The sequence below is a fragment of the Xanthomonas sp. NCPPB 3959 genome (genome assembly GCF_056675575.1).
On sequence record NZ_JBWWVR010000010.1, the window covers coordinates 128,063 to 150,360 of the forward strand.

The 22,298-nt window shown below is 65.4% G+C and carries 19 protein-coding genes; 9 read left to right on the top strand and 10 right to left on the bottom strand.

The window, feature by feature from the left end; all coding sequences use genetic code 11:
• The 5 genes from AC1KVG_RS13385 (at position 1) to AC1KVG_RS13405 (ending at position 8,326) form a co-directional block, all read left to right on the top strand.
• Positions 1-1,170 carry a glycerate kinase gene (locus tag AC1KVG_RS13385; RefSeq protein ID WP_481094713.1) on the top strand — a complete coding sequence of 390 codons (1,170 nt, stop codon included), beginning with the start codon at positions 1-3 and terminating at the stop codon, positions 1,168-1,170.
• A gap of 365 nt (positions 1,171-1,535) precedes the next feature.
• The gene (locus tag AC1KVG_RS13390) at positions 1,536-2,726 is read left to right on the top strand and encodes a sugar diacid recognition domain-containing protein (RefSeq protein ID WP_481094714.1); all 1,191 of its coding nucleotides are present in this window, start codon (positions 1,536-1,538) and stop codon (positions 2,724-2,726) included.
• Positions 2,727-2,865: 139 nt separating this feature from the next.
• Entirely contained in the window at positions 2,866-4,614 is a 1,749-nt protein-coding gene (locus AC1KVG_RS13395; protein ID WP_481094715.1) for a sensor domain-containing diguanylate cyclase, read from the top strand.
• 137 nt (positions 4,615-4,751) lie between these two features.
• Complete coding sequence (locus AC1KVG_RS13400) at positions 4,752-5,144, top strand: DUF2628 domain-containing protein (protein WP_006453040.1); 393 nt, start codon at positions 4,752-4,754, stop codon at positions 5,142-5,144.
• A 704-nt stretch (positions 5,145-5,848) separates the two neighbouring features.
• Positions 5,849-8,326, top strand: a complete 2,478-nt coding sequence (locus tag AC1KVG_RS13405; RefSeq protein WP_481094716.1) for a GH92 family glycosyl hydrolase — start codon at positions 5,849-5,851, stop codon at positions 8,324-8,326.
• A gap of 159 nt (positions 8,327-8,485) precedes the next feature.
• Here the strand turns inward: AC1KVG_RS13405 and AC1KVG_RS13410 are convergent, their stop codons facing one another.
• Together AC1KVG_RS13410 and AC1KVG_RS13415 are read right to left on the bottom strand one after the other, a co-directional pair.
• Positions 8,486-9,901, bottom strand: a complete 1,416-nt coding sequence (locus tag AC1KVG_RS13410; protein WP_481094717.1) for an amino acid permease — start codon at positions 9,899-9,901, stop codon at positions 8,486-8,488.
• Positions 9,902-10,235: 334 nt separating this feature from the next.
• The gene (locus AC1KVG_RS13415) at positions 10,236-10,859 is read right to left on the bottom strand and encodes a glutathione S-transferase family protein (RefSeq protein ID WP_481094718.1); all 624 of its coding nucleotides are present in this window, start codon (positions 10,857-10,859) and stop codon (positions 10,236-10,238) included.
• Between the two features lie 354 nt (positions 10,860-11,213).
• Between AC1KVG_RS13415 and AC1KVG_RS13420 the strand changes: the two genes are divergently transcribed.
• The 4 genes from AC1KVG_RS13420 to AC1KVG_RS13435 all read left to right on the top strand — a co-directional run bounded on the left by AC1KVG_RS13420 (position 11,214) and on the right by AC1KVG_RS13435 (position 14,718).
• Positions 11,214-12,800 carry a DNA recombination protein RmuC gene (locus tag AC1KVG_RS13420; protein ID WP_481094719.1) on the top strand — a complete coding sequence of 529 codons (1,587 nt, stop codon included), beginning with the start codon at positions 11,214-11,216 and terminating at the stop codon, positions 12,798-12,800.
• 239 nt (positions 12,801-13,039) lie between these two features.
• Positions 13,040-13,420, top strand: a complete 381-nt coding sequence (locus AC1KVG_RS13425; RefSeq protein WP_481094720.1) for a hypothetical protein — start codon at positions 13,040-13,042, stop codon at positions 13,418-13,420.
• A gap of 217 nt (positions 13,421-13,637) precedes the next feature.
• Positions 13,638-14,186, top strand: a complete 549-nt coding sequence (locus AC1KVG_RS13430; protein ID WP_481094721.1) for a glutathione peroxidase — start codon at positions 13,638-13,640, stop codon at positions 14,184-14,186.
• A gap of 112 nt (positions 14,187-14,298) precedes the next feature.
• The gene (locus tag AC1KVG_RS13435; RefSeq protein ID WP_481094722.1) at positions 14,299-14,718 is read left to right on the top strand and encodes a lysozyme inhibitor LprI family protein; all 420 of its coding nucleotides are present in this window, start codon (positions 14,299-14,301) and stop codon (positions 14,716-14,718) included.
• Positions 14,719-14,856: 138 nt separating this feature from the next.
• On the opposite strand, the gene AC1KVG_RS13440 is transcribed toward AC1KVG_RS13435, so the two are convergent.
• The 8 genes from AC1KVG_RS13440 to AC1KVG_RS13475 form a co-directional block, all read right to left on the bottom strand.
• Positions 14,857-16,470, bottom strand: coding sequence for a GMC family oxidoreductase (locus AC1KVG_RS13440; RefSeq protein WP_481094723.1), 1,614 nt, complete (start codon positions 16,468-16,470; stop codon positions 14,857-14,859).
• A 254-nt stretch (positions 16,471-16,724) separates the two neighbouring features.
• Entirely contained in the window at positions 16,725-17,678 is a 954-nt protein-coding gene (locus tag AC1KVG_RS13445; RefSeq protein ID WP_481094724.1) for an AraC family transcriptional regulator, read from the bottom strand.
• A 302-nt stretch (positions 17,679-17,980) separates the two neighbouring features.
• Complete coding sequence (locus tag AC1KVG_RS13450; protein ID WP_481094725.1) at positions 17,981-19,042, bottom strand: MlaA family lipoprotein; 1,062 nt, start codon at positions 19,040-19,042, stop codon at positions 17,981-17,983.
• A gap of 10 nt (positions 19,043-19,052) precedes the next feature.
• On the bottom strand, positions 19,053-19,346 hold the full coding sequence (locus AC1KVG_RS13455) for an STAS domain-containing protein (protein WP_168959031.1): 294 nt from the start codon (positions 19,344-19,346) through the stop codon (positions 19,053-19,055).
• Entirely contained in the window at positions 19,336-19,998 is a 663-nt protein-coding gene (locus tag AC1KVG_RS13460; RefSeq protein WP_255086503.1) for an MlaC/ttg2D family ABC transporter substrate-binding protein, read from the bottom strand. The genes AC1KVG_RS13455 and AC1KVG_RS13460 overlap by 11 nt, the downstream gene beginning before the upstream one ends.
• A complete protein-coding gene (mlaD, locus tag AC1KVG_RS13465; protein WP_023905821.1) occupies positions 19,995-20,546 on the bottom strand; it encodes an outer membrane lipid asymmetry maintenance protein MlaD in 552 nt (183 codons plus the stop codon). The genes AC1KVG_RS13460 and mlaD overlap by 4 nt, the downstream gene beginning before the upstream one ends.
• An 11-nt stretch (positions 20,547-20,557) precedes the next feature.
• Complete coding sequence (locus tag AC1KVG_RS13470) at positions 20,558-21,307, bottom strand: MlaE family lipid ABC transporter permease subunit (RefSeq protein ID WP_006451569.1); 750 nt, start codon at positions 21,305-21,307, stop codon at positions 20,558-20,560.
• Positions 21,307-22,101, bottom strand: coding sequence for an ABC transporter ATP-binding protein (locus AC1KVG_RS13475; protein ID WP_333911341.1), 795 nt, complete (start codon positions 22,099-22,101; stop codon positions 21,307-21,309). Before AC1KVG_RS13475 ends, AC1KVG_RS13470 begins: the two co-directional genes overlap by 1 nt.
• Positions 22,102-22,298 lie beyond the last annotated feature (197 nt).

Sequence of the window (22,298 nt, forward strand, 5' to 3'; positions counted from 1 at the left end):
ATGAAGATCGTCATCGCCCCCGATTCGTACAAGGAAAGCCTGTCCGCGCTGCAGGTGGCCACCCAGATCGAGGCCGGCTTCCGCGAGGTGTTTCCCGACTGGCAGTACCGCAAGGTGCCGGTCGCCGATGGCGGCGAAGGCACGGTCGATGCCCTGGTGGCCGCCACCGGCGGGCGGGTGATCGCCTGCACGGTCAGCGGCCCGCTCGGCACCCCGGTGCCGGCATTCTTCGGCCTGACCGGCGACGGCCGCACTGCGGTGATCGAAATGGCCGCCGCCAGCGGCCTGGCGCTGCTGCCACCGGCCGAACGCGCGCCGCTGCGTACCAGCACCGCGGGGGTGGGCGAGTTGATCCTGGCCGCGCTGGATGCCGGCGCGCGGCGCTTCATCATCGGCATCGGCGGCAGTGCCACCAACGACGGCGGCGCCGGCCTGGCGCAGGCCTTGGGCGTGCGGTTGCTGGATGCGCAAGGCGCGCCGATCGGCCCAGGCGGCGGCGCGCTGGCCGCCTTGGCGCGCATCGAGACCGAAGGCCTGGACGTGCGCCTGCAGGACTGCCAGTTCGAAGTGGCCTGCGATGTGGACAACCCGCTGATCGGCCCCACCGGCGCTTCGGCAGTCTTCGGCCCGCAGAAAGGCGCCACGCCCAGCATGGTGCGTCAGCTCGATAGCAACCTGCAGCATTACGCCAACCTCCTGCAACGCGACCTCGGCGTGCAGTTGCACGACCTGCCCGGCGGCGGTGCGGCCGGCGGCCTGGGCGCGGCGTTGGTGGCGTATCTGGGCGCGCAGCTGCGGCCCGGCGTGGAGATCGTCGCGCAGGCGCTTGGGCTGGATGCGCTGGTCGCCGATGCCGATCTGGTCATCACCGGCGAAGGCCGTCTGGACAGCCAGAGCCTGCACGGCAAGACCCCGGTGGGGGTGGCGCGGGTGGCGCAGCGGCACGGCAAACCGGTGATCGCCATCGTCGGCTGCCTGGGCAACGGCGCCGCGCTGCTGCATGGCCATGGCATCGATGCGATGTTCGCAGTGGTGCATCGCGCCTGCACGGTGGAGCAGGCGCTGGCCGAAGCCGCCAGCAACGTGCGCATCGCCGCCCGCAATGTGGCGGCGACGTTGCAGGTGGGCAGCGCGTTGGCGCAGGTGCCTGCAGTCGGAGAAGGCCGCTGACGGCAGCGCACGGATGCCTCACGCCGGCCCTCCTCGTGCCTGCCCCACTGCAGCCCATCGGCGCGCGCGACATGCCTGGCGCCTGCAGGGTGACGGCGCGACGCGTTGCCGGCGTGACTGCCACCGCTTCCGGGAAGTCGGCTGCTCACTCACGACGGGTGCGCAGCGCGCCGGCAGCAGGCGTCGCAGCGCGCCGCATCTTCGCCTGACGCATCCGAATCGAACCCCGTGCGGCCGGCTGCCAGCAACGGCGGTAGAAGCACCCGCTGCCGCCGCACCCTGCACAGTCACACCCGTGTCGAACATGCACGTGCCGACCATGGCACCGTGATCTCCCTCGTTCGCGTCCACAGACCTCCAAACCCATGCTTACGCTCGACCGCACCCTGGCGCAGTCCATCGTCGACCGCGCGATGACCATCATCGACGGCAACGTCAATGTGATGGACCACACCGGCGTCATCATCGCCAGCGGCGAGCCGGCGCGTCTGGGCCAGCTGCACGAGGGCGCGCTGCTGGTGCTGTCCAGACAGGGCCGGGTGGAGATCGATGCGGCGCTGGCGCAGCAACTGGATGCAGTGCGGCCAGGCGTGAATCTGCCGCTGATCGTGGATGGCCGCATCGCCGGCTGCGTCGGGCTCACCGGCGACCCGCAGCGGATCGGGCAACAGGCCGAACTGGTGCGCATGGCCGCCGAAGCCATGCTGGAACAGGCCGGCCTGCTGCGCCTGCTGGCCCGCGATGCGCGCCTGCGCGAAGAAGTCACGCTTGGCCTGATCCGCGCCGACGGCCCGACCCCGGCATTGGCCGGCTGGGCCGAGCGGCTCGGCATCGCGCTCGACCTGCCGCGCGTGGCCGCCGTGATCGAAGTGGAAAGCGACACCCTGGATCTGGACGCCATGCTGGTGGAGCTGCAGCGCCTGCACACGCTGCTGTCCACGCCCGAACGCGGCAACCTGATCGCGGCCACCGCGCTCAACGAACTGGTGGTGCTCAAACCGGCGCTGGACCGCCGCGGCCACTGGGACGTGGGCGAACAACGCCGCCGCGCGCACACCTTGCTCGAGCGCATGCGCGCCAGCAGCCCGCTGCGGATCCGTCTCGCCCTGGGCCAGTATTTTCCACAGCCCAACGGGCTGGCGTTGTCGCACCAGGTCGCGCGCACCACCATGCGCATCGGCAAGGCGCGCGCGCCGCAGGCCGATGCGTTTTTCTACGACGACTATCGCCTGCCGGTGCTGGTGGACGACCTGCGTCAGGCCTGGCAGGCCGATGAACTGCGCAAGCCGCTGCAGGCCCTGCTGGCACAGGAACGTCGCAGCCAGTTGTTGAAGACCCTGTCGGCCTGGTTCGGCGCCGGCATGCGTATGGCGCCCACCGCCAAGGTGCTGGGCATCCATCGCAACACCCTGGATTACCGCATGCAGCGCATCCAGCAACTGTGCGCGGTGGACCTGAGCAATACCGACGATTGCATGCACCTGTATCTGGCCTTGCAGATGCGCGACGACCGCGCCGCCACTGAGGCGAAGACGGACGCCAGTGCCACCGGCTGAGGTGGCGCAACGGCCGCAGCGTCGGCGTGCACGCGCGTACCTGTGCGATAGCGCACGGAACCCCGCATCGCCAGTCCCTGACAGGTATGCCCACTCCGCTAGACTCAACGCATTGCCCGGGGCACGAGCGAGCTCTCCATTGAATCAGTGCGACACCGCCGTGTCATCCACCGCCAGCGAGGCCGAGCGCCTTGCGCGTCTGGCGTTGTTGCAGGTGGTCGACACCGACGCCGAACCGTTCTTCGATGCACTGGCCGCAGCCGCGCAGGCGATCGCCGGCACCCCGATCGCGCTGGTGTCGCTGGTGGACGAGCGCCGGCAATGGTGGAAGGCCAATATCGGCCTGCCCGGCGTCTCCGAAACCCCACGCGAACTGGCGTTCTGCGCCTACACCATCCAGGGCGATGCGGTGATGGAAGTGCGCGATGCGCCGGCCGACCCGCGCTTCTGCGACAACGCCCTGGTCACCGAATCGCCCGCCATCCGCTACTACGCCGGCGCACCGATCGTGCTGCCCGACGGCTTGCGCATGGGCACCGTGTGCGTGATCGACCAGCGCCCGCGCGCGCTGGAGCCGGCGCAGCTGCAGGCCTTGCAGCAGCTGGCCAGGGTCGCCGCCGAAGGCCTGGAGCAGCGCCGCGTGATGCTGGAACGCCAGGCCGCCAACGAACAACTGCAACAGCGTGTGCGCGAGAGCGAGGCGTTTCTGGAACGTACCGGCCGGGTCGCCGGGGTGGGTGGCTGGGAAGTGGATGTGGCCAGCGGCACCCTGACCTGGTCGGATCAGACCTGCCGCCTGCACGATCTGCCTCCGGGCTACAAACCGACCTTGAACGAGGGCATCGGTTTCTACCCGCTGGAAGCGCGCGCAGTGATCACCGAGGCGGTCGACGCCTGCGTGCGCGACGGCACGCCCTGGGATCTGGAGCTGCCGCTGATCAGCGCCACCGGCCGGCGCCTGTGGGTGCACAGCACCGGCTCGGTGGAGCATGTGGACGGACGCACCCGCCTGATCGGCGCAGTGCAGGACGTGACCGACCGCCATCGCGCAGTGGATGCGCTGGCCGCCAGCGAGCGCAAGTTCCGCAACATGTTCCAGTACAGCCTGGGCCTGATCTGCACCCACGACATGGACGGCCGCCTGATCAGCATCAACCCGGCCGCGGCACGCTCGCTCGGTCGCCAGGTGGAGGGCATGGAAGGCCGCGCGTTGCAGGAGTTCGTGCGCCCCGAGCGGCATGCCGCCTTGCAGGGCTATCTGTCGCGCATGGTGCTCGACGGCCAGGATGCCGGGGTGATCGAGCTGGTGGCCAGCGATGGCAGCCTGCGCCACTGGCAGTACCGCAACGTGCTGGATATCGACTCCGAGGCCACCATCGTGCTGGCGCATGCCCAGGACATCACCAACCAGTACCAGCAGGAAAAACAGCTGCTGGAATGGTCGTTCACCGACCCGCTCACCAACTGCTACAACCGCCGCTTCCTGGACGAACTGGACAAGCGCGACCCCAGCGTGCGCTGGGGCTGCATCGTGGTGGATCTGGACAAGTTCAAACTGGTCAACGACACCCATGGCCACCAGCGCGGCGACGAGGTGCTGGTGCAGATGGCGTGGTTCCTCAACCAGCCGTTACGCACCCAGGACCGTCTGGTCCGGCTGGGCGGCGATGAATTTCTGGTGCTGCTGCACCAACCCACCCAGCCGCAGCTGGAGGTACTGGCGCGCGACTACGTGGCTGCCAGCGCCGACGCACCGATCCAGTTCACCCTGGGCACCGCCTTGCGGCATGACGGCGAAGCGCTGGCGGCGGTGGTCGATCGCGCCGACCGCTCGCTGTATGCGCTGCGCCGGTCACGCCGTGGCAGCGGCCTGAGCGACCAGCGCTAGCGTCGATCAGCGGCCGCGCTGGCCCGCGCTGCCAAGCTGACTGATCCGCCACCAGACCAAGGCCTGGTGGGCTGAAACGCGTGCCGATGAATACGCGATCGCCTATCATGTAACCGTTTTCAACTACATGGTTTGGAATGGACACCTTCGATCGCACCCAGCTCAGTCCCAAGTGGCAGTTCCGTTTCGATTTCTTCGACCGTCACGGCGGCCCCAAGGAGCCGGCCTACAAGGAGGCGCTGAAGACCCTGCCGTTTGGCGAAAAGGTCAAGGTCGGCATGAACTTCTATGCCTTCTTCTTCGGCGTCATCTATTTCTTCATCATCGGCCTGTGGCGCAAGGCGTTGAGCCTGATCGGCATCAGCCTCGTGCTGAGCATCGTGGCCTCGTTCCTGCCGGCCGCGTTTCAGAATGTGCTGTGGCTGCCGCTGTCGTTGTTGACCGGCATGATCGCCAACTATGCCTACTACCTGGACAAGGCCAAGGGCAGCACCAGCTGGAACCCGTTCGAAGGCATGCGCTGGATCTGAGCAACTGCGTCACCGGCGCGTCGGCCCCTCCCGCCGCCACGCCAGCGTCGCCCAGCCCGGTCACTGACCGGGCTTTTTTATGGGCAAGCTGGAGCGCACGCGGCTACGCCGTGCGCTCACCCAGAAACCGAGCCGCTCCCAGAGGCATAGCCCTCCCAGCGACCAAGCCCCAGGCACCAGGCACCAGGCACCAGGCACCAGGCACCAGGCCTCCTCAGGAACCGAACCCTGCAGGAACCAAGCCCCTCTCCCCCCGGGAGAGGGGTTGGGGTGAGGGTCCGGCCCCCGACGCGCAACACGCCCAGGGAACGCCTCAACCACACGTTCACAGCGCAGCCAAATGGACCCCCAAGCCGGGCTTACCCGTCAGCACAGCTCGCACGCCTCAGAACGGCATCCCCCGAGCGCGCGCAACAGACCGCTTCAACACGTCTAAAAACACCCGCAAAACTGCAAGAGCCCGCACACTTTGCTGCGCCGCCGTGTGCGGCAGATGGTTGAGAATGCTTAATCTTTGCCAACACATGGCTGTGACCAAATCGAATTTAGATCGATCCAAGTAAGCCAGTCGGGCGCGAAATCGCGATTACGCTGAAGGTCGTTGCTCGAACGCAGTCGTTGTGCGTCGATCGCTGCGTGGTGCAGCGGTCGGCAGGGATCCTCCACCTGCGGCTCCGGTCGCCCTCTCCCCCGAGGTGTCTTGCATGCTCTCCGCAGTCCCGTCCAATCGTTCCGTCTCGCAGGGTGCTCCGGCGCCATTCTGGCGCCGCGCCGCCGCCGGCCTATGTCTGCTCGGCATGGTGGTGTCCACACCGCTGGCCGCGCAGGATCCGGCGCAGGTCAACACCTTCATCGGCAGCAAGGACGACGGCAACACCTTCCCGGGCGCCTCGGCCCCGTTCGGCCTGGTCCAGGTCAGCCCGATCGGCGCGCACTATGCCGGCTGGCGCTACGACGACCCCAGCATCCGTGGCTTCGGCCATTCGTTCCTGTCCGGGGCCGGTTGCTGGGAGCAGGGCGGGCAGGTCTCGGTGCTGCCGATCACCGGCCGCATCGGCCCCGGTGGCGACTTCGATACCGGCGACGCCAAGGCCTTCGACCAGACCCGCTACGCCGCCCGCTACACGCATGATGGCGAGATCGGCCAGGCCGGCTACTACAAGGTGCGCCTGACCGACTACGGCGGCATCGACGCCGAAGCCACTGCGCTCACCCGCGCCGCCGCCGAGCGCTACACCTTCGCCCCCGGCGCCGACACCGGCCATGTGCTGGTCAACCTGGGCCAGGCCAACGACCGCCATGTGGTGATCGGCAGCCAGGTGCAAGTGATCGGCGACCGCGTGGTCGAAGGCAAACTGACCACGCAAAGCTTCTGCGGCGGCCACGAATACACCACCTGGTTCCGGCTGGAATTCGACCGCCCGTTTACTGCCCACGGGGTCTGGGGCGAAGACGGCGGCGTGCCCGATGCGCGCCACAGCATGGGCGGCGAACTCAAGCCCAACGGCGCCTGGCTCAGCTTCCCGCTGGGCAAGGGCAAGGACGCACGTGCGGTGACCGTGGTCAGCGCCATCTCGCACGTGGACGCCGAAGGTGCACGCAACAACCTGCGCGCCGACGGCAGGCAGGGCGGCAAGCTGCTGGGCCTGGAGCAGATGCGCCAACGCGCGCAACAGGCCTGGCGCAAGGAACTGGCCAGCCTGCAGCTGGACGGCGCCAGCGCCGACGACCGCACCGTGGCCTACACCGCGCTGTATCACGCCCTGCTGCAGCCGCTGACCGGCAGCGACGCCGATGGCCGTTATCGTGGTTATGACGATGCCATCCACCGCGCCGACGGCTGGACCTACTACGAATATTTCTCGCTGTGGGACACCTACCGCTCGCAGAACCAGCTGCTGGCCCTGCTGCAACCGGCGCGTGCGCGCGATATCGGCCGCTCGCTGCTGGCCATCCACCAGCAAGGCGGCTGGTTACCGCGCTGGGGCTACGCCAATTACGACACCAACATCATGACCGGCGACCCGGTCACCCCGTTCCTGGTCGATCTGTGGCGCTTCGGCGCGCTGCAGGGCAACGAGGCCGAGGCCTACGCAGCGCTGCGCCAGAACGCCTTCGAACAACCGCCGACCAACTCGCGCCACTCCGGCCGCTCCGGCAATGCCAGTTACCTGGCCAACGGCTTCGTGCAGTACGACCGCGCCTTCCCGTCCAAGGGCATGGACGTGGACCCGCACCACGGCGGCTCGGCCACGCTGGAATACGCCCTGGCCGACTGCGCGCTGGCGCAGATGGCACAAGCGCTCGGCCACGGCGACGACAGCGCGCAACTACGCCAACGCGGTGGCAACTGGCACCGCGTCTGGGACGCCAGCGTGCGCGATGCCGACACCGGCTTCAGCGGGTTTCCGCGCCCACGTCTGGAAGACGGCAGCTGGTACGCGCCCTCGGACGATCACTACAGCCCGCGCTCGCAGCACGGCTTCCACGAAGGCACCGCCTGGCAATACCAGTGGCTGTTGCAGCAGGACATCCCCGGCATGCTGCAGGCCATGCACGGCAGCGAACAGGCCGGCAAGCGGCTGGATGCCTTCTTCGCCTACGACGACTTGCTCAAAGACCCACTCACTGCTGCGCGCACGCACTGGGTGGTCGGCCCCTACAGCTACTACAACCAGTACCGCTACAACCCCAACAACGAACCCGACCTGCACGCCCCGTGGATGTACACGTTGATCGGCCAGCCGTGGAAGACCGCCACCGTGGTGCGTGCCGCGCAGCAGTTGTTCACCAACGCCCCCAACGGCGTCACCGGCAACGACGATCTGGGCACCATGTCGGCCTGGTATCTGTTCAGCGCCCTGGGCCTGTATCCGGCGGTGCCGGGCAGCGGGCAGTTCCTGCTGCACGCCCCGCGCTTCAAGCGCGCGACGCTGGACCTGGGTAACGGCAAGCGCCTGCGCATCGACGCCCCCGGTGCGGATGGCCGCGCGCTGCAATATGTGGAGGGCGTGCGTTTCAACGGCACACCGCAGCGCCAGGTGTTCCTGGACTGGGCTCAGTTGAAGCAAGGCGGCACGCTGTCGTTTGCGCTCACCAAGCAGGCGCCGACCCAAGGCTGGGGCACGCAAGCGGACGCATTACCAACCTCGTTCTGCGCCACGCCTGCAGCCGCACAGTAACCGCGCAAGCATCAGGCCGACGGATAAAAGCCCCTCTCCCTGCGGGAGAGAGGTTGGGGTGAGGGTACGGGGCAAAGCCACTTACCAAGTTGGATGGCACAAGGCTTCGCCAGTACCCTCATCCGCCCTACGGGCACCTTCTCCCGGTGGGAGAAGGGACTAACCAACCTTCCCCAAGCGACTATTCCGCCGCCCATACGCCACATACACCACCACACCCAGCACGTTCCAGACCAGGAACCACAGCTGCGTCGTGCTCGGCAGACTCCAGAACAGATACAGACAGCCCAGGATCGCCACCGGCCCCACCACCCACGCCACCGGCGTGCGGAACGCACGCGCACGGGTCGGCTCACGCACACGCAACACCAGCAGACACGCCGCCACCGCCGTAAACGCCGCCAGCGTGCCGGCATTGGCCAATGCCGCAATTTCATCCAGCCGCGCCACACCCGCCAACGCCGCCACCAGCACCGCCGTAAACAACGTCGTCGCCACCGGCGTACCGGTGCGCGCGCTGACCTTGGACAAGCCACGCGGCAGCAGGCCATCGCGCGACATCACAAAGAAGATGCGGCTCTGTCCGTACAGAAACGCCAGCAACACCGTCGGCAGCGCGATGATCGCCACCGCACCGATCACCAACGCCGCCTTGCCATGGCCGAGCTCACGCAGGATCAGCGCCAACGGCTCCGGGCTCTTGCCGAACACGGTGAAGCTCATCGCACCCACCGCCGACAACGCCACCAGCACGTAGATCAGCGTGCAGCCGATCATCGAACCGACGATGCCGATCGACAGATCGCGCCCCGGGTTCTTGGTCTCTTCGGCCGCCGTGGAGATCGCATCGAACCCGTAGAACGCAAAGAAGATGATCGCCGCCGCTGCCATCACCCCGCGCTCCACGCCATCGGGCCCCATCGCCTTGGAGAAGCCGTAGGGCATGAACGGCTGCAGGTTGGCGCTATTGAAGGCCGGCAGCGCGATCGCCACGAACACGCCCAGCGCGATGATCTTCAACACCACCAGTACTGCGTTGAGCGTGGCGCTTTCCTTGGTGCCGGCCATCAGCATGCCGGCCACCAGGAAGGTGATCACCACCGCCGGCAGGTTGACGATGCCGCCGGCGTGCGGCCCGGCCACCAACGCATGCGGCAGCTCCACCCCCAGCCATTGCAGGAAGCCGACAAAGTAGCCCGACCAGCCCACCGCCACCGTGCTCACTACCAGCGAGTACTCCAGCACCAGGCTCCAGCCCACCACCCAGGCGATGCTCTCGCCGAGCGCGGTGTAGCTGTAGGTGTAGGCACTGCCGGCGGCCGGCATCATCGTGGCCATTTCCGCATATGCCAGCGCCGCGCAGGCGCACACGATGCCGGCGGCCACGAACGACAACAGCACCGCCGGGCCGGCCTTGTCCGCTCCCACGCCGATCAACGTATAGATGCCGGTGCCCACGATCGCGCCGATGCCGAGTGCGATCAGATGCGGCCAACTCAGGCTGCGGACCAGTTGCCGGCCAGCCTCGTGCACGGTGACCTGATCGATGGATTTGCGCCTGAGCCAAGACGACATGCGGACCTCGAAGGAACCAAAAGAATGCGCGAGTGTCGCCCAACGCGCTGCAGCAATGCTATCGGTGGTGATGTTGTTTGGAGTGGCGCGGAGCGGTTGCTACCTTTATGGACAGGGTTTGACGGCCTCTGAAAGGATTCCGTGAAGCCGTACCCTCACCCCAACCCCTCTCCCGATGGAAGAGGGGCGTTTGATTCCTTCTCCCATCGGGAGAAGGTGGCGCGCAGCGCCGGATGAGGGTACGGACAGGCGATGCAGCATCAGCTCGATCGCTGCCTGATCGATGCGTATTCCCCACCCACAACATGATGCGATCCGGCCAGGTCCAGCACCCCTAAGCCACCCCATTACACCCATGCCGCTGAAACCCGGCGCGCATTCCGAGCTGCGTGTAATACGCCGCCACCGCAGGCAATACCGGCCGATCGATCGGGCTGGCAAACCAGCGCTGCGTCGACAAGCCCAACACGATATCGGCCAGGCTGAAATCCGCTCCGAGCACGAACGGGCCGCCGCGTTGCAGCTGTGCGTCGAGGATGGTCATGTGCCGATTCCATTCGCGCACGCTGGCTGCAATCGCCTGCACATCGGTATGCGCCGCACTGCCACGCACCGTCGCCATGAACGCGTAACGCCAGGCGTTGTTGAGCTCGGTGGCCTGCCAATCCATCCATTGCTCGACCAGTGCACGTGCAGCGGGCGCACTCGGCAGCAGATCGTCGCGTTGGCTGCGCGCAGCCAGATACCGGCAGATGGTGTTCGATTCCCACAGCACCACAGTGCCATCGCGCATCACCGGCACCAGCGCGTTGGGATTGAGTGCACGAAACGCCGGCGTGTCCACCGGTGCAAACCCGCTGCCATACGCGTGCAGCGTGTAGTCCAGCGCCAATTCCTCGCACAGCCACAGCACCTTGCGTACGTTGATGGAGGTCGGCTTTCCGTAGAGTTCGAGCATGTGATCCTCAATAACCAATGGCGACATAGGGCGATGACGGCGGGCAATGCGCGCACCGTGTGGAAGCAGACGCTGCAATTCTGCATCCATGCCTGCCAACGTACATGCCACCACGCCCGAGTAGTCGCCCCTGCCGTAGCGTTGCCTCTACGGGGAGCTGCGTGGTGCCCTGCATGCAGGTTGGAACCACATCAGTGATGGGCGCTTCAACGCACTCTGCGCTGGCATGCCAAGCAACACAGGCGTCAATCAAGATGAGAACTGCGCCACGGCGCAACCCGACACGCCCGTCATCCTGTGCACTGCGTCCACTCCCGACGCAGCCCCTGCGACGGTGCCCGTTACACTGCGCACATGTCATCCGAATCCCTGATCCTTCTCGGACTGCTCGTCGTAGTCCTCGTGTTGCAGCTGCTCGCGCTGCTGCGGCGTCCCTCCACCAGCGGCCTGGAACTGGCGCTGCGCGCCGAGCAACGCGACGGCCGCGGCGAATTGCGCGAGCAACTCGAAGGCCTGGCGCGGCAGCAGGACGGCCGCCTGGAAACCTTCGCGCGCAATCTCACCGAGCTGTCCACGCGCACCGATCAGCGCCTGGACCTGCTGCGCGACGCACTCGGCGAAGACGCCCGCAAGGCGCGCGAAGAAAGCGGCCTTGCGCAGCAACGCACCGGCGAACTGCTCACCCTGCGGCTGACCGAATTGCGTACCCAGCTGGAAGGCTTCGGCCAGCAGCAGGAAACCCGCATCCAGGTGTTCGGCCAGCAACTGACCGAATTGATCGCACGCACCGACACGCATATGGCCAGCTTGCGTGAGGCACTAGCCGAAGACGCACGCAAGGGCCGGCAAGAAGCCGGTGAGTCGCAGCAGCGCTTCACCGAGGCCCTGAGCCAGCGCTTGAACGAGCTCACCCAACGCAACGAGCTGCGCATCGGCGAGATGCGCGCCACGCTGGAACAGCAGCTGGCCAATCTGCAGAACGACAACGCCAGCAAGCTCGAACAGATGCGCGCCACCGTCGACGAAAAACTGCAGACCACGCTCAACACGCGCCTGGATGCCTCCTTCAAAATCGTCTCCGAGCGGCTGGAACAAGTGCAGCGCGGCCTGGGCGAAATGCAGCAGCTGGCCACCGGGGTGGGCGATCTCAAACGCGTGCTCACCAACGTCAAGAACCGCGGCGGCTGGGGCGAAGTACAGCTGGAGAACATCCTCGAACAGACGCTTACCGCCGAGCAGTATGCGCGCAGCGTGCGCGTGCGCCCGGATACCAGCGAAGCAGTGGATTTCGCCGTGCGCCTGCCCGGTCGTGGGCACGAAGACACCCCGGTGTGGCTGCCGATCGATTCCAAATTCCCGCGCGAAGATTACGAGCGGCTGCTCGATGCGCAGGAAGCCGGCGACATCGAGCAGATCCGCCTGCTCGGCAATCAGCTGGAACGCGCGATCCGCATCCAGGCCAAATCGATCAGCGACAAATACATCTGCCCGCCGCACACCACCGATTTCGCCGTGATGTTCCTGCCCACCGAAGGCCTGTACGCCGAAACCATCCGCCGCCCCGGCCTGGTCGATGTGTTGCAGCGCGAACACCGCGTGGTGATCGCCGGCCCCACCACGTTCACCGCGTTGCTCAACAGTCTGCAGATGGGCTTTCGCACCCTGGCCATCGAAAAGCGCTCCAGCGAAGTGTGGGGCCTGCTCGGTGCGGTCAAGAGCGAGTTCGGCAAGTTCGCCGGCATCCTGGAAAAGGCCGAACGCCAGATCAACACCGTCGGCAAGACCCTGGGCGATGCCGGTCGCAAGACCCGCACCATCGAACGGCGCCTGCGCGGCGTGGAAACGCTGTCCAACGAACACTCGCAGGCACTGCTGGACGATGCTGGCAACGACGACGCCGGAAGCAGCAGCGAAGACGACAACAACGACGAACAGGAGTAATCCGGCTGCGCACCGCGATGCGGCACAGCCACTCCCAACCTGCCAACGGCAGCGCAGGAGTGGACAACGTAGGAGCGCACCCGGGCGCGACGAGGCGTTACCGACAACGCCTCATCGCGGCAGGGCCGCTCCTACAAGGGCCGGCGTGCAACGTGGCATTCCTGCGCCCAACGCCAAGCACACCACGCAGACATCGCCACCGCGATGCTTGCACGCACTTTGTTCAAGAAGAGAGTGCCATGTCGAGTCGATGGATCTATGCAGTGGTCTGCGCCCTGCTGCTGACCGCATGCAGCAATACTCCGGCTGCCAAGCCGGGCGCTGCAGCGAGCGCCCAACAACCACCGCGCGCAGTCTCTGCTGATGCTGCCGAATGCACCGCAAAAGGTGGGCAACTACGCCCGGTCGGTCGCATGCAGACGGTGCGTTGCGTGGTGCCATACGCCGATGCCGGCAAGACCTGCAATGACAACTCCGACTGCAGTGGCGATTGTCTGGCCACCAGCATCGTGCCCGCCGGCACCGCCACCTCGGGTACCTGCCAGCGCGACAGCGACCGCTTCGGTTGCCGCCAGGAAGTGGTCGGCGGCATGGGCCAGGCCGCGTTGTGCATCGATTGATGGCATTGCATGTGCGTAAGCGTTGGCACTGGCGGATCAGCTGATCCGCCAGTGCACGCAGTGGTCGCCAGCTGTCGCAATAGCCGGCCGCAGCAAAGCCAACTGCAGCAACAGAAAGTTGTAAGCAACAGCCAACCGCAAGCACCGTCAGACACCCGCATCGCTCGCTCGGCTTCAGCGGTTTATGCTCTCGGTTCCACCCGTCCAGGACGTACCGATGAGCCAGACGCTTTACGACATTCCCGTGGCCCGTATCGACGGTGAGCCCGCCACGCTGGCCGACTATCGCGGCAAGGTGCTGCTGGTGGTCAACGTCGCCTCCAAGTGTGGCCTGACCCAGCAGTACGAAGGCCTGGAAGCGCTGTATCGCGACAAGCAGGCAGCGGGTCTGGAAGTGCTCGGTTTCCCAGCCAACGACTTCAAAGGCCAGGAGCCCGGCAGCGAGGCGGAGATCGCCCAGTTCTGCCAGCTCACCTATGACGTGACCTTTCCGATGTTCTCCAAGATTGCAGTCACCGGCACCGACACGCATCCGCTGTATCAGCAGCTGACCAGCGCACACCCGCAGGCCACCGGCGACGGCCCGATGCGCGAAAAACTGGCCGGCTATGGCATCCAGCCCAACCCGGCACCCGGCGTGCTGTGGAACTTCGAAAAATTCCTGATCGCCCGCGATGGCCAGGTCATCGCCCGCTTCGCCCCCGACGTCCCCGCAGACGACGCACGCCTGCGGCAGGCAGTCGATGCAGCATTAGCGACTGCTTGAGCCCCTCTCCCCCCGGGAGAGGGGTTGGGGTGAGGGTACGGCGGAGGCGGAACACAGATGCAGCACGCAAGCCCAATCATTGCGCAAGAACAGACTCCAATGGCCTATGTCGATGCGTTACATCCTTGTCATCCTGACGCTCCTCGGCTGCCCGGCATTGCAGGCGGCACCCCGATGCTTCAACCCAGCCACAACAGCGGAAAGCAACGCATGCTGGAATGACGAAGTCGGCCTATCGCAGGATCGTCTGACTGACTATCTGACCGCCGCACGCGAAAGGGCGATGACGGTCTTGAATGTTCCAGCCGACGCGTTCGACAACGCACAAGCGGCTTGGACAAGGTACAAAGATCTTCAATGCGGCAACGTACGCAAACAGTGGGGCAATGCGACGGTTGGGCCGGCAAAGGCAGCAAGCTGCATCGTCGACCTCAACGATCAGCGGTCGCACGATCTATGGAAACACTATCTCACCTATGTCGACCGCACGCCGTCGATCAGGCCCAAACCTGCGTTGCGTTCTGGCAAATGACATTGCAGCTACGCGATGGCGCATCTGCCACGCTGATCGACTGGTCACGCAGCTGCACGCTCAAAAGAACGGCGACCTGATAGATCGCCGTTCTTGCTCGAGTGATCGAAGCGTTGCACACACGGCGCGATGCGTCGATCAACAGGTCAACAGCTTGCCCAGGCGTTCGCCGATGATCACGCACGGCGCCATGGTATTGCCGGTCGTCACGCGCGGCATGATGGAGGCATCTGCGATTCGCAACCCGTCGATGCCATAGACCCGCAGCTGCGCGTCCACCACCGACATCGCATCGCGGCCCATCTTCGCCGTGCACGACTGATGCCACACGGTGGAGGCGGTATTGCGCACGAAGTTTTCGAGCCCCTTCCCGTGCAAGGCACCCGGCATGACCTCACGCTTCACGAAGGGACGCATGGATGCGCTGTTGCCGATCTCGCGACAGATCTCCACACCGCGAACCAGCGCCTGCACGTCTTCCGGTGCCGACAATGCGCCGGTATCGATCTTCAACGGGTCCATCGGGTCGGATCCGCTCAAGGTGATCGATCCACGGCTCTTGGGGCGCACCAGCCCCGGCAGCAACGACCATGCAGCAGCAGGCGGGTTGAACATCGCCTGCGCCTCGGCACTGGCGATCGGGATTTCCGCAAGAAATGTCTGCAGATCCGGCGTGTCCATGTCTGGATGACTCTTGCAGAAAAAGGTCGATTCGCCGGCATTGTTGCGCGGCGCATACGCTTGCTCATATTCCCAGATGCACCCCGACACCATCATGTGGTCCTGATAATTCTGGCCGACGCCCGGCAAGTCCTGCACCACCTCGATCCCGTGTTCGAGCAAATGACCGGCCTCGCCAATACCCGAATGCATCAGGATCTTCGGGGTGTGGAGCGCACCAGCCGAAAGCACGACTTCCTGGCTGGCTTTGAAGCGACCAACCTTTCCTGCATGAAGCACTTCAACACCGACTGCCCGCTTGCCTTCCAGCACCACACGCAAGACATGGGCGTGGGTCAGCACCGTCAAGTTCGGCTGTGCCATGAGTGGATAGACGTAGCGTCTGAAGATCGAGCGGCGGTGCCCGTTTTCGATGCAAAGATTGGCGATGGCGGCACCGCTGCCGGCTTCCATCAAGGCACCGTTCTGGTCGTCGAATGTCGGTATTCCCAAGTGCGCTGCGGCAGACAACATGGCCGGCGCCACCGGATTCGGGTCGGGCGCCGGTTGTACCAGCACCAGGCCGCCGGTACCCCGGCGCTCTGCATCCGGCTCGCCGCGCCAGTCTTCGATACGCCGGTAGGTCGCCAGCGTCGCCTCATAATTCCAGGCAGCATCACCCGACTCGCTGGCAAAGTAATCCCAATCACTGCGATGCCCGCGTGCCCAGACCATGACGTTGATCGACGAACCGCCGCCGAGCACCTTGCCCATGGAGAGCGGTATCGCACGGTCATTCAAATGCGGATTGGGTTGCGCCTGAAATTGCCAGTCACGCTCGCTGCCCAAATTGGTAAACCAGGCCGAAGCGTCGCTGACGCTGGCCACATCGTCGCTGCCGCCCGCCTCCAGCAGCAATACGGTGATGTCAGGGTTTTGCGCCAGGCGGCGTGCGACAACCGAGCCCGACGTGCCCGAGCCACAGATAATGTAATCGTACTCGGCGGCCAGATTGTTTCTTAGGTGACGTTGATTATCGTCGACCCGCCGAGCAAACTCGGCGGTATAGAGTTCAGTGCGGTGCGCTTGCATGCAGAAATCCTAAAAACGTGTGCGGGCAGCATCGCCAAGCGCCAGGCGCGACGATACTTGCCGATAAGTCGGCGATGAAAAGAAAAGGAATGGGCGCAATCCGATTGCGCGCTCCGGGCATGAATCAGTTGTTCAACAACGGATCGATTCTATGCCGCGTACCGTCGGATTCTTTTATCTGCAAGGCGCGTGGTACATGTCCGCAAGGCGCGTTTCTGAAACGAGGCAAACGCGTCTGTTTAAAGCATGCCTGCTCAACGTAGGCGCTGTACCTGCGCATTCGAAGGAGACATGGCATAGCAGGCCCGAAACGCACGGCTGAAATGTGCGGCAGTGGCAAACCCGCAACGCCAGGCGATTTCCTGGACGCTTGCCGCCTGCCCATTCCCCTCGCTCAACAGGCGGTGGCCGTGCTGCAGGCGCACCTGCCAGACATACCGCATCACACCGCTGTCTTCGGCCCGGAACAGGCGCTGCAAATGTTTGACCGATACGTGCGCCGCTGCGGCAACTGCGGCGCTATCGAGCTGCTGATCGCCCAGATGCTGATGGATGTAGCGCTTTGCACGAAACACCACCGCCGCGCTACTGCGCTGCTTCACCGTCTCGGTGGGGGTGGCAAGTATCGCGTCCACCAGATTGAGCAACTGCTGCTCCATCAGATACCGCATGTGCGTGCCTGGCGAAACGTGCTGCGCGGCGATGCAATGAATCAGATCACGCGTGGCACGCATGTCCGCCGACTCCATATCCGGCACCAGCAAACCGTTCAACGCGTGGCGCAGGCCACGATCGCGTAAACCCGACTTTGGAATCCGCAATACGGTCATTTGGCTACGTACAGCAAAGGACTCGCTGAACGCACCACTCGGATCGAGCATGAACATGCTGCCGGCCGCAAAGCGCTGCTGCACGCCGGCCATTTCAATATCGACTTCACCGCCGGTCATGAGTTTCAGATACAGCCATTCCCCCTGCCACGAGGCCTGCTTTTCGTCGGCCGGTGCCAGGGCCATGGCGCTCAGGTCTGCCATGGTCAACACCACATTCCCAAGATTCCAGTGCTGCGCCGTGGAATGTAGCGACTTCGATGCGTCGAACGCACAATACAAACCATGCCGCTCAAGCATGACCTCGGACCAGGCCGCTCGCGCATCGGCACTCGGTTCGAAGCGGATGAGTTGTTGGTCCAAAGCGGTGACGGCCATGAAGACGTATCTCGGTGACGGCCTCGACATGCCGAGATACCGGAGGTGAGCCGACCAGGCGAGGCCACAAGGTTCCTGCGCTCAAGCCGCGTCACCCTACGCTGTTTCCCGATCAATTACCGAGTGCGTGCTACGGCTCTGGTAATGGCCCAGGTTGGGGTCGGTATCGAATCCGGTAGAGGGTGCTTTTGAAATGCTCGGTAGTTTCGCCAGAGCTGTCGCACTCAGAGCCGCTCTAAAAACAAAAAGCCCGGGATCGCTCCCGGGCTTTCGTAGTTACTTCAAACCGCGAACTCAACCGATCAACGAATCCATTGCGGGATCGGCATCGCGTCCACCGGCACGGTGCTGTCCTTGTCTTCGCGCAGATAGTCGGGCAGCTCGGTGTTCTTTTCGCGATGGCTGCGCAGATCGCGCACGATCTGGTAGTTGCGGCGTTGCATCCAAGCATCGCGGGTCAAGGCGTACTCGTCCGGTGCCTGGTCGCGCAGCGAATCCAGCGACATCAGCTGCGAACGCGTATCCACCAGCTGCAAGCCCTGCAGGGCAAAGCGCGCACCGCCATCGTCGACCTGGCGCACCCACGACAGTGGAATATCGCCACCCAGGCCAACGGTGTCGCGCACGGTGCGTGGCCCAAACAGCGGCAGCTCGAAGTAACGCGAGTTACGCCAGCCCCAGGCACCCAGGGTCTGACCGAAGTCTTCGCTGCGGCGCGGAATGCCGGCTGCGGAGGCCGGGTCGAACAGACCGGCCACGCCCAACGTGGAGTTCATCACGAAGCGGCCCAGCGACTGCACCGCATACACCGGGTGGCCCTGCAGCAGCTGGTTGACCATAGTCAGCGGCGTGCCGAGGTTGTCGAAGAAGTTGGTCACGCCCAGGCGCGCCGGACTCGGCACCACCTTGGTGTAGGCGGTCGCCAGCGGACGCGCCACACCGCGGTCCACCGCCATGTTGAAGCGGTGCATGCCGCGGTTGTAGCGCTCCCACGGGTCGTAGGCCGGCGCGCCGGGCTGTGCTGGTGCACCGTTGCCGCCGGCTTGCGGCGTGGTGGGGCCGTACAGCGCGGCGAAGTCGTCTTCAGCGGCGGTCGGCGCCCCTGAGCTGCTGCCGCTAGCATCGGCGCTGGCCTGGTCGCTAGGCGCAGCGGCAGTGACGGCAGTGGCCGGCAACGCGTCCGGTGCAGCGACTCCGGCAGCGGCCGGCTGCGCGGTCACTCCAGCATCGTCGCGGACCGGTGTTTCAGCGCTTGGCGCGATGCTGGTCGCAGTTGCGGGCGGGGCGGACTTCGGCGTCTGGCTGGCGCATGCACCAAGCAGCAGGCAGGCGGCCAACAAAGAGAGGGGGCGTAACTGGGTCATGGGGTGGCGCTCACGCCTGAAAATCGAAAGTAGGGGACAAGCGATAAGCGGCGCGCAATTCGTCCAGACCGGACGCCTCACCCACCACCGTAACGGTACCAGTGCTGCGCACGCGTGCAGCCAGTTCGGCCAGCATCGCTACGCCGGCACTGTCCAGGCGTTGTACACCGGACAGGTCGAGCGTGCGAATGCCGTCCAGCTGCGCGACCGCCTGCGGCCAGGCCGCAGTGACCGCCGCCCGGTCGAGCACGCCGGTGAGTGCCAGCGTGTCGCCGTTGCGTTGCACGGAGCTGTTACTTGCCATTGGCCGGTGCCGCACCGACCTGCAGATTGCCGCTGCGCAACTCTGCAGCGACCTTGGCGATGCCCTTCTCGCGCAACGGGCCGTCGAACTGGGTCTTGAACGTCTGCACGTAGGAGATGCCTTCGATCATCACGTCGAAGATTTTCCACTGGCCGCCGACGTTACGCATCATGTAATCGACCGGGGTCGGGTCGTTGCCGGCGCGCAGCAGGTCGGTGGAGACCTTGACGCCGCGGTTGCCCGGCAGCGCGCTCTCGGACTTGGCGCGGAAGGTCGGCTTGCCTTCGAAGTTCAGCAACGCGGTGCCGTAACGCTGCATCAGGTTGTCGGCCAGCGCATCGGCAAACAGCTTGACGTCCGCATCGGAGGCGCCACGGCCGTTCACGCCCAGCACCAGACGAGCCGAGTAGTCGCGGTCGAAGGCCTTGTTCAATTCGCCATCGATGTACTGACGCAGCGCGGCCGGGTTGCCACGGAACTCGGCGCGGCGCTGGTCCAGCGTGCTCAGGATGCGCGTGCTGCTATCGATGACGGTCTTGGTCGCCGCGCCCTGTGCAGGCGCACTGGCGGCGGCCGGCTGTGCCAGCACGGTGGCCGGTGCGCACACCAGCAGGGTCGAGGCCAGGAGGGCGGAGAGCAGGGTGGTTTTCATTGGTGGTGAGGTTCCGTAGAGGGAGAAGCGGGCGGGGCAGGCGGCGGGGCCTGGCCATCGGTGGCGGCCGGGGCATTGCTGCCACCACTACCGCCACCACTGAACATGTACTTGCCGACCAGCTGCAGCAGATCCACCGCCGGCTGGGTGAAGCCGATTTCTTCGCCCGGCTTGAGCGTTTCCGGGTCGCCGCCCGGCTGCAGCCCGATGTAGCTCTCGCCCAGCAGGCCGCTGGTGAAAATGCCGGCCGAGGTGTCGGCGGGCAGATCCTTGTATTTGTTGTCCAGCGACAAGGTCACCACCGAATCGAACTTGGTCGGATCCAGGCTGATGTCGGAGACCTTGCCGATGGTCACGCCACCGATCTTCACCGGCGCCTGCGCACGCAGCTGGCCGATCTGGCTGAAGCGCGCGGTCAGCGTGTACTGGCTGGACCCGAAGCCCCAGCGCTGGTTGGTCGAGGCCACCGCCAGCACCAGCAGCGAGGCCAGGGTCAGCAGCAAAAAGGCGCCGACGGCGAATTCGAGTCGTGGTCCACGCATGGCCATAGTTATTCCACTCACCTAAACAACATTGCAGAAAGGACGAAGTTGAACATCAGCACCAGCAGCGAGGCGTTCACCACCGCGCGGGTGGTGGCGATCGAGGTGCCTTCGATGGTCGGCTCGGCGTGGAAGCCCACGTAGGCGGCGACCAGTGCGGCAGTGCCGCCGAAGATCGCCGATTTGAGCATTGCCACGCCAAAGTCGTCCCAGAAGTCCACGCTGTTGCTCAACCCCGACCAGAATGTGCCGTTGTCGATGCCCAACACGTGTACGGCCTCGAAGTAGCCGCCGGTGATCGCCAGCGAGCAGAACACGCCGGTCAGCAACGGCACCGTCAGCACCGCCGCCCAGAAGCGCGGCGCCACGGCCTTGGCGATCGGGTCGATGGCCATCAGCTCCAGCGCCTTGATCTGGTCGGTAGCGCGCATCAGGCCGAGCTCGGCGGCGATCGAACTGCCGGCGCGGCCGATGAACAGCAGCGCGGTCAGCACCGGCGCCAGCTCGCGGTACAGCGACAGGCCGAGCAGGGTGGACAGCGCATCGGAGGCACCGTAGGTGGTCAGCGTGCGGTAGCCCTGCAGCGTCAGCACCAGGCCGACGAAGGCGCCGCCGACGGCGATGATCGGTAGCGAGCGCGCGCCGACCTTGTAGATCTCGCGCACCAACTCGGCGATGAAGTCGCGCGTGGGCACCGAGCCGCGCAGCACGGTCAGCGAGAACAGCCCGGCGCGACCGAAGGCGCGGATCGATTCGACCATGGCCATCAGGCAGCACTCCGGTCGCGCCGCGGCGCCGCATCGAAGGCGATCGGGCCGTCCGGCTGGCCATGCAGGAACTGCTGCACCAGCGGGTCGGTGCTGTCCTGCAATTGCGCGGGCGTGCCGGCGAACACGATGCCGCCATTGGCGATGACCACGGCCTGATCGCTGATCGGCAAGGTTTCGTGCACGTGGTGGCTGACGATGATGCTGGTCAGGCCCAGGCTGTCGTTGAGGCGCTGAATCAGGCTCATGATCACGCCCGAGGCGATCGGGTCCAGGCCGGTCAGCGGTTCGTCGTAGATCATCAGTGGCGGGTCCAGTGCCAGCGCACGCGCCAGCGCCACCCGCCGCGCCATGCCACCGGACAACTCGCGCGGCCAGGCATCGGCGGCGGCGAGCAGCCCCACTGCATGCAGCTTCATCTGCACCAGGCGTTGCAGCACCGGTGCCGGCAGGCGGGTATGCGTGCGTAGCGGCAGCGCGACGTTGTCGGCCACGCTCAGGTCGGTCAGCAAGCCATTGCCCTGCAGCAGTACGCCGACATTGCGGCGCATCTCCCGCAGCGCACGGTTGCCGCGCGGAATCTCTTCACCAAACAGGGTGACGGTGCCGGCGACCGGACGCAGCTCGCCGGTCAGCGCGGCCAACAAGGTGGACTTGCCGCTACCGGATGGACCGAGCACGGCAGTGATGCTGCCGCGTGGCACGTCGAGCGAGACGTCGCGCAGGATCGTGCGACCGCCGCGATCGATGCGGACACCGGACAACTGCACGACAGGAGATGCGGACGCCGTCATCGAAGCCTTTAACAGAATTCCAACGCGATAGAGTAACCGTCACACGGCTGAACATAACCGAACCGGCGCGTGCAGTATTGTCGCATGACGCCTGTACCGCAGCAGACGGATTGCGGCCGATGCGAATGCAACAAGCCGTCTCATGCATGACCTAATGCAGCGTTCGAGCGCACAGCTGTTGTGGCAGGTATGCCCGA

Excerpts from the sequence above, each read along its gene's own strand:
- AC1KVG_RS13450 (WP_481094725.1), bottom strand. The coding sequence starts at position 19,042 with ATGACCCAGTTACGCCCCCTCTCTTTGTTGGCCGCCTGCCTGCTGCTT.
- AC1KVG_RS13460 (WP_255086503.1), bottom strand. The coding sequence starts at position 19,998 with ATGAAAACCACCCTGCTCTCCGCCCTCCTGGCCTCGACCCTGCTGGTG.
- AC1KVG_RS13415 (WP_481094718.1), bottom strand. The coding sequence starts at position 10,859 with ATGCTCGAACTCTACGGAAAGCCGACCTCCATCAACGTACGCAAGGTG.
- AC1KVG_RS13470 (WP_006451569.1), bottom strand. The coding sequence starts at position 21,307 with ATGGCCATGGTCGAATCGATCCGCGCCTTCGGTCGCGCCGGGCTGTTC.
- AC1KVG_RS13405 (WP_481094716.1), top strand. The coding sequence starts at position 5,849 with ATGCTCTCCGCAGTCCCGTCCAATCGTTCCGTCTCGCAGGGTGCTCCG.
- AC1KVG_RS13400 (WP_006453040.1), top strand. The coding sequence starts at position 4,752 with ATGGACACCTTCGATCGCACCCAGCTCAGTCCCAAGTGGCAGTTCCGT.
- AC1KVG_RS13410 (WP_481094717.1), bottom strand. The coding sequence starts at position 9,901 with ATGTCGTCTTGGCTCAGGCGCAAATCCATCGATCAGGTCACCGTGCAC.
- AC1KVG_RS13445 (WP_481094724.1), bottom strand. The coding sequence starts at position 17,678 with ATGGCCGTCACCGCTTTGGACCAACAACTCATCCGCTTCGAACCGAGT.
- AC1KVG_RS13420 (WP_481094719.1), top strand. The coding sequence starts at position 11,214 with ATGTCATCCGAATCCCTGATCCTTCTCGGACTGCTCGTCGTAGTCCTC.
- AC1KVG_RS13390 (WP_481094714.1), top strand. The coding sequence starts at position 1,536 with ATGCTTACGCTCGACCGCACCCTGGCGCAGTCCATCGTCGACCGCGCG.
- AC1KVG_RS13435 (WP_481094722.1), top strand. The coding sequence starts at position 14,299 with ATGCGTTACATCCTTGTCATCCTGACGCTCCTCGGCTGCCCGGCATTG.
- AC1KVG_RS13455 (WP_168959031.1), bottom strand. The coding sequence starts at position 19,346 with ATGGCAAGTAACAGCTCCGTGCAACGCAACGGCGACACGCTGGCACTC.
- AC1KVG_RS13430 (WP_481094721.1), top strand. The coding sequence starts at position 13,638 with ATGAGCCAGACGCTTTACGACATTCCCGTGGCCCGTATCGACGGTGAG.
- AC1KVG_RS13425 (WP_481094720.1), top strand. The coding sequence starts at position 13,040 with ATGTCGAGTCGATGGATCTATGCAGTGGTCTGCGCCCTGCTGCTGACC.
- AC1KVG_RS13475 (WP_333911341.1), bottom strand. The coding sequence starts at position 22,101 with ATGACGGCGTCCGCATCTCCTGTCGTGCAGTTGTCCGGTGTCCGCATC.
- AC1KVG_RS13440 (WP_481094723.1), bottom strand. The coding sequence starts at position 16,470 with ATGCAAGCGCACCGCACTGAACTCTATACCGCCGAGTTTGCTCGGCGG.
- mlaD (WP_023905821.1), bottom strand. The coding sequence starts at position 20,546 with ATGGCCATGCGTGGACCACGACTCGAATTCGCCGTCGGCGCCTTTTTG.
- AC1KVG_RS13385 (WP_481094713.1), top strand. The coding sequence starts at position 1 with ATGAAGATCGTCATCGCCCCCGATTCGTACAAGGAAAGCCTGTCCGCG.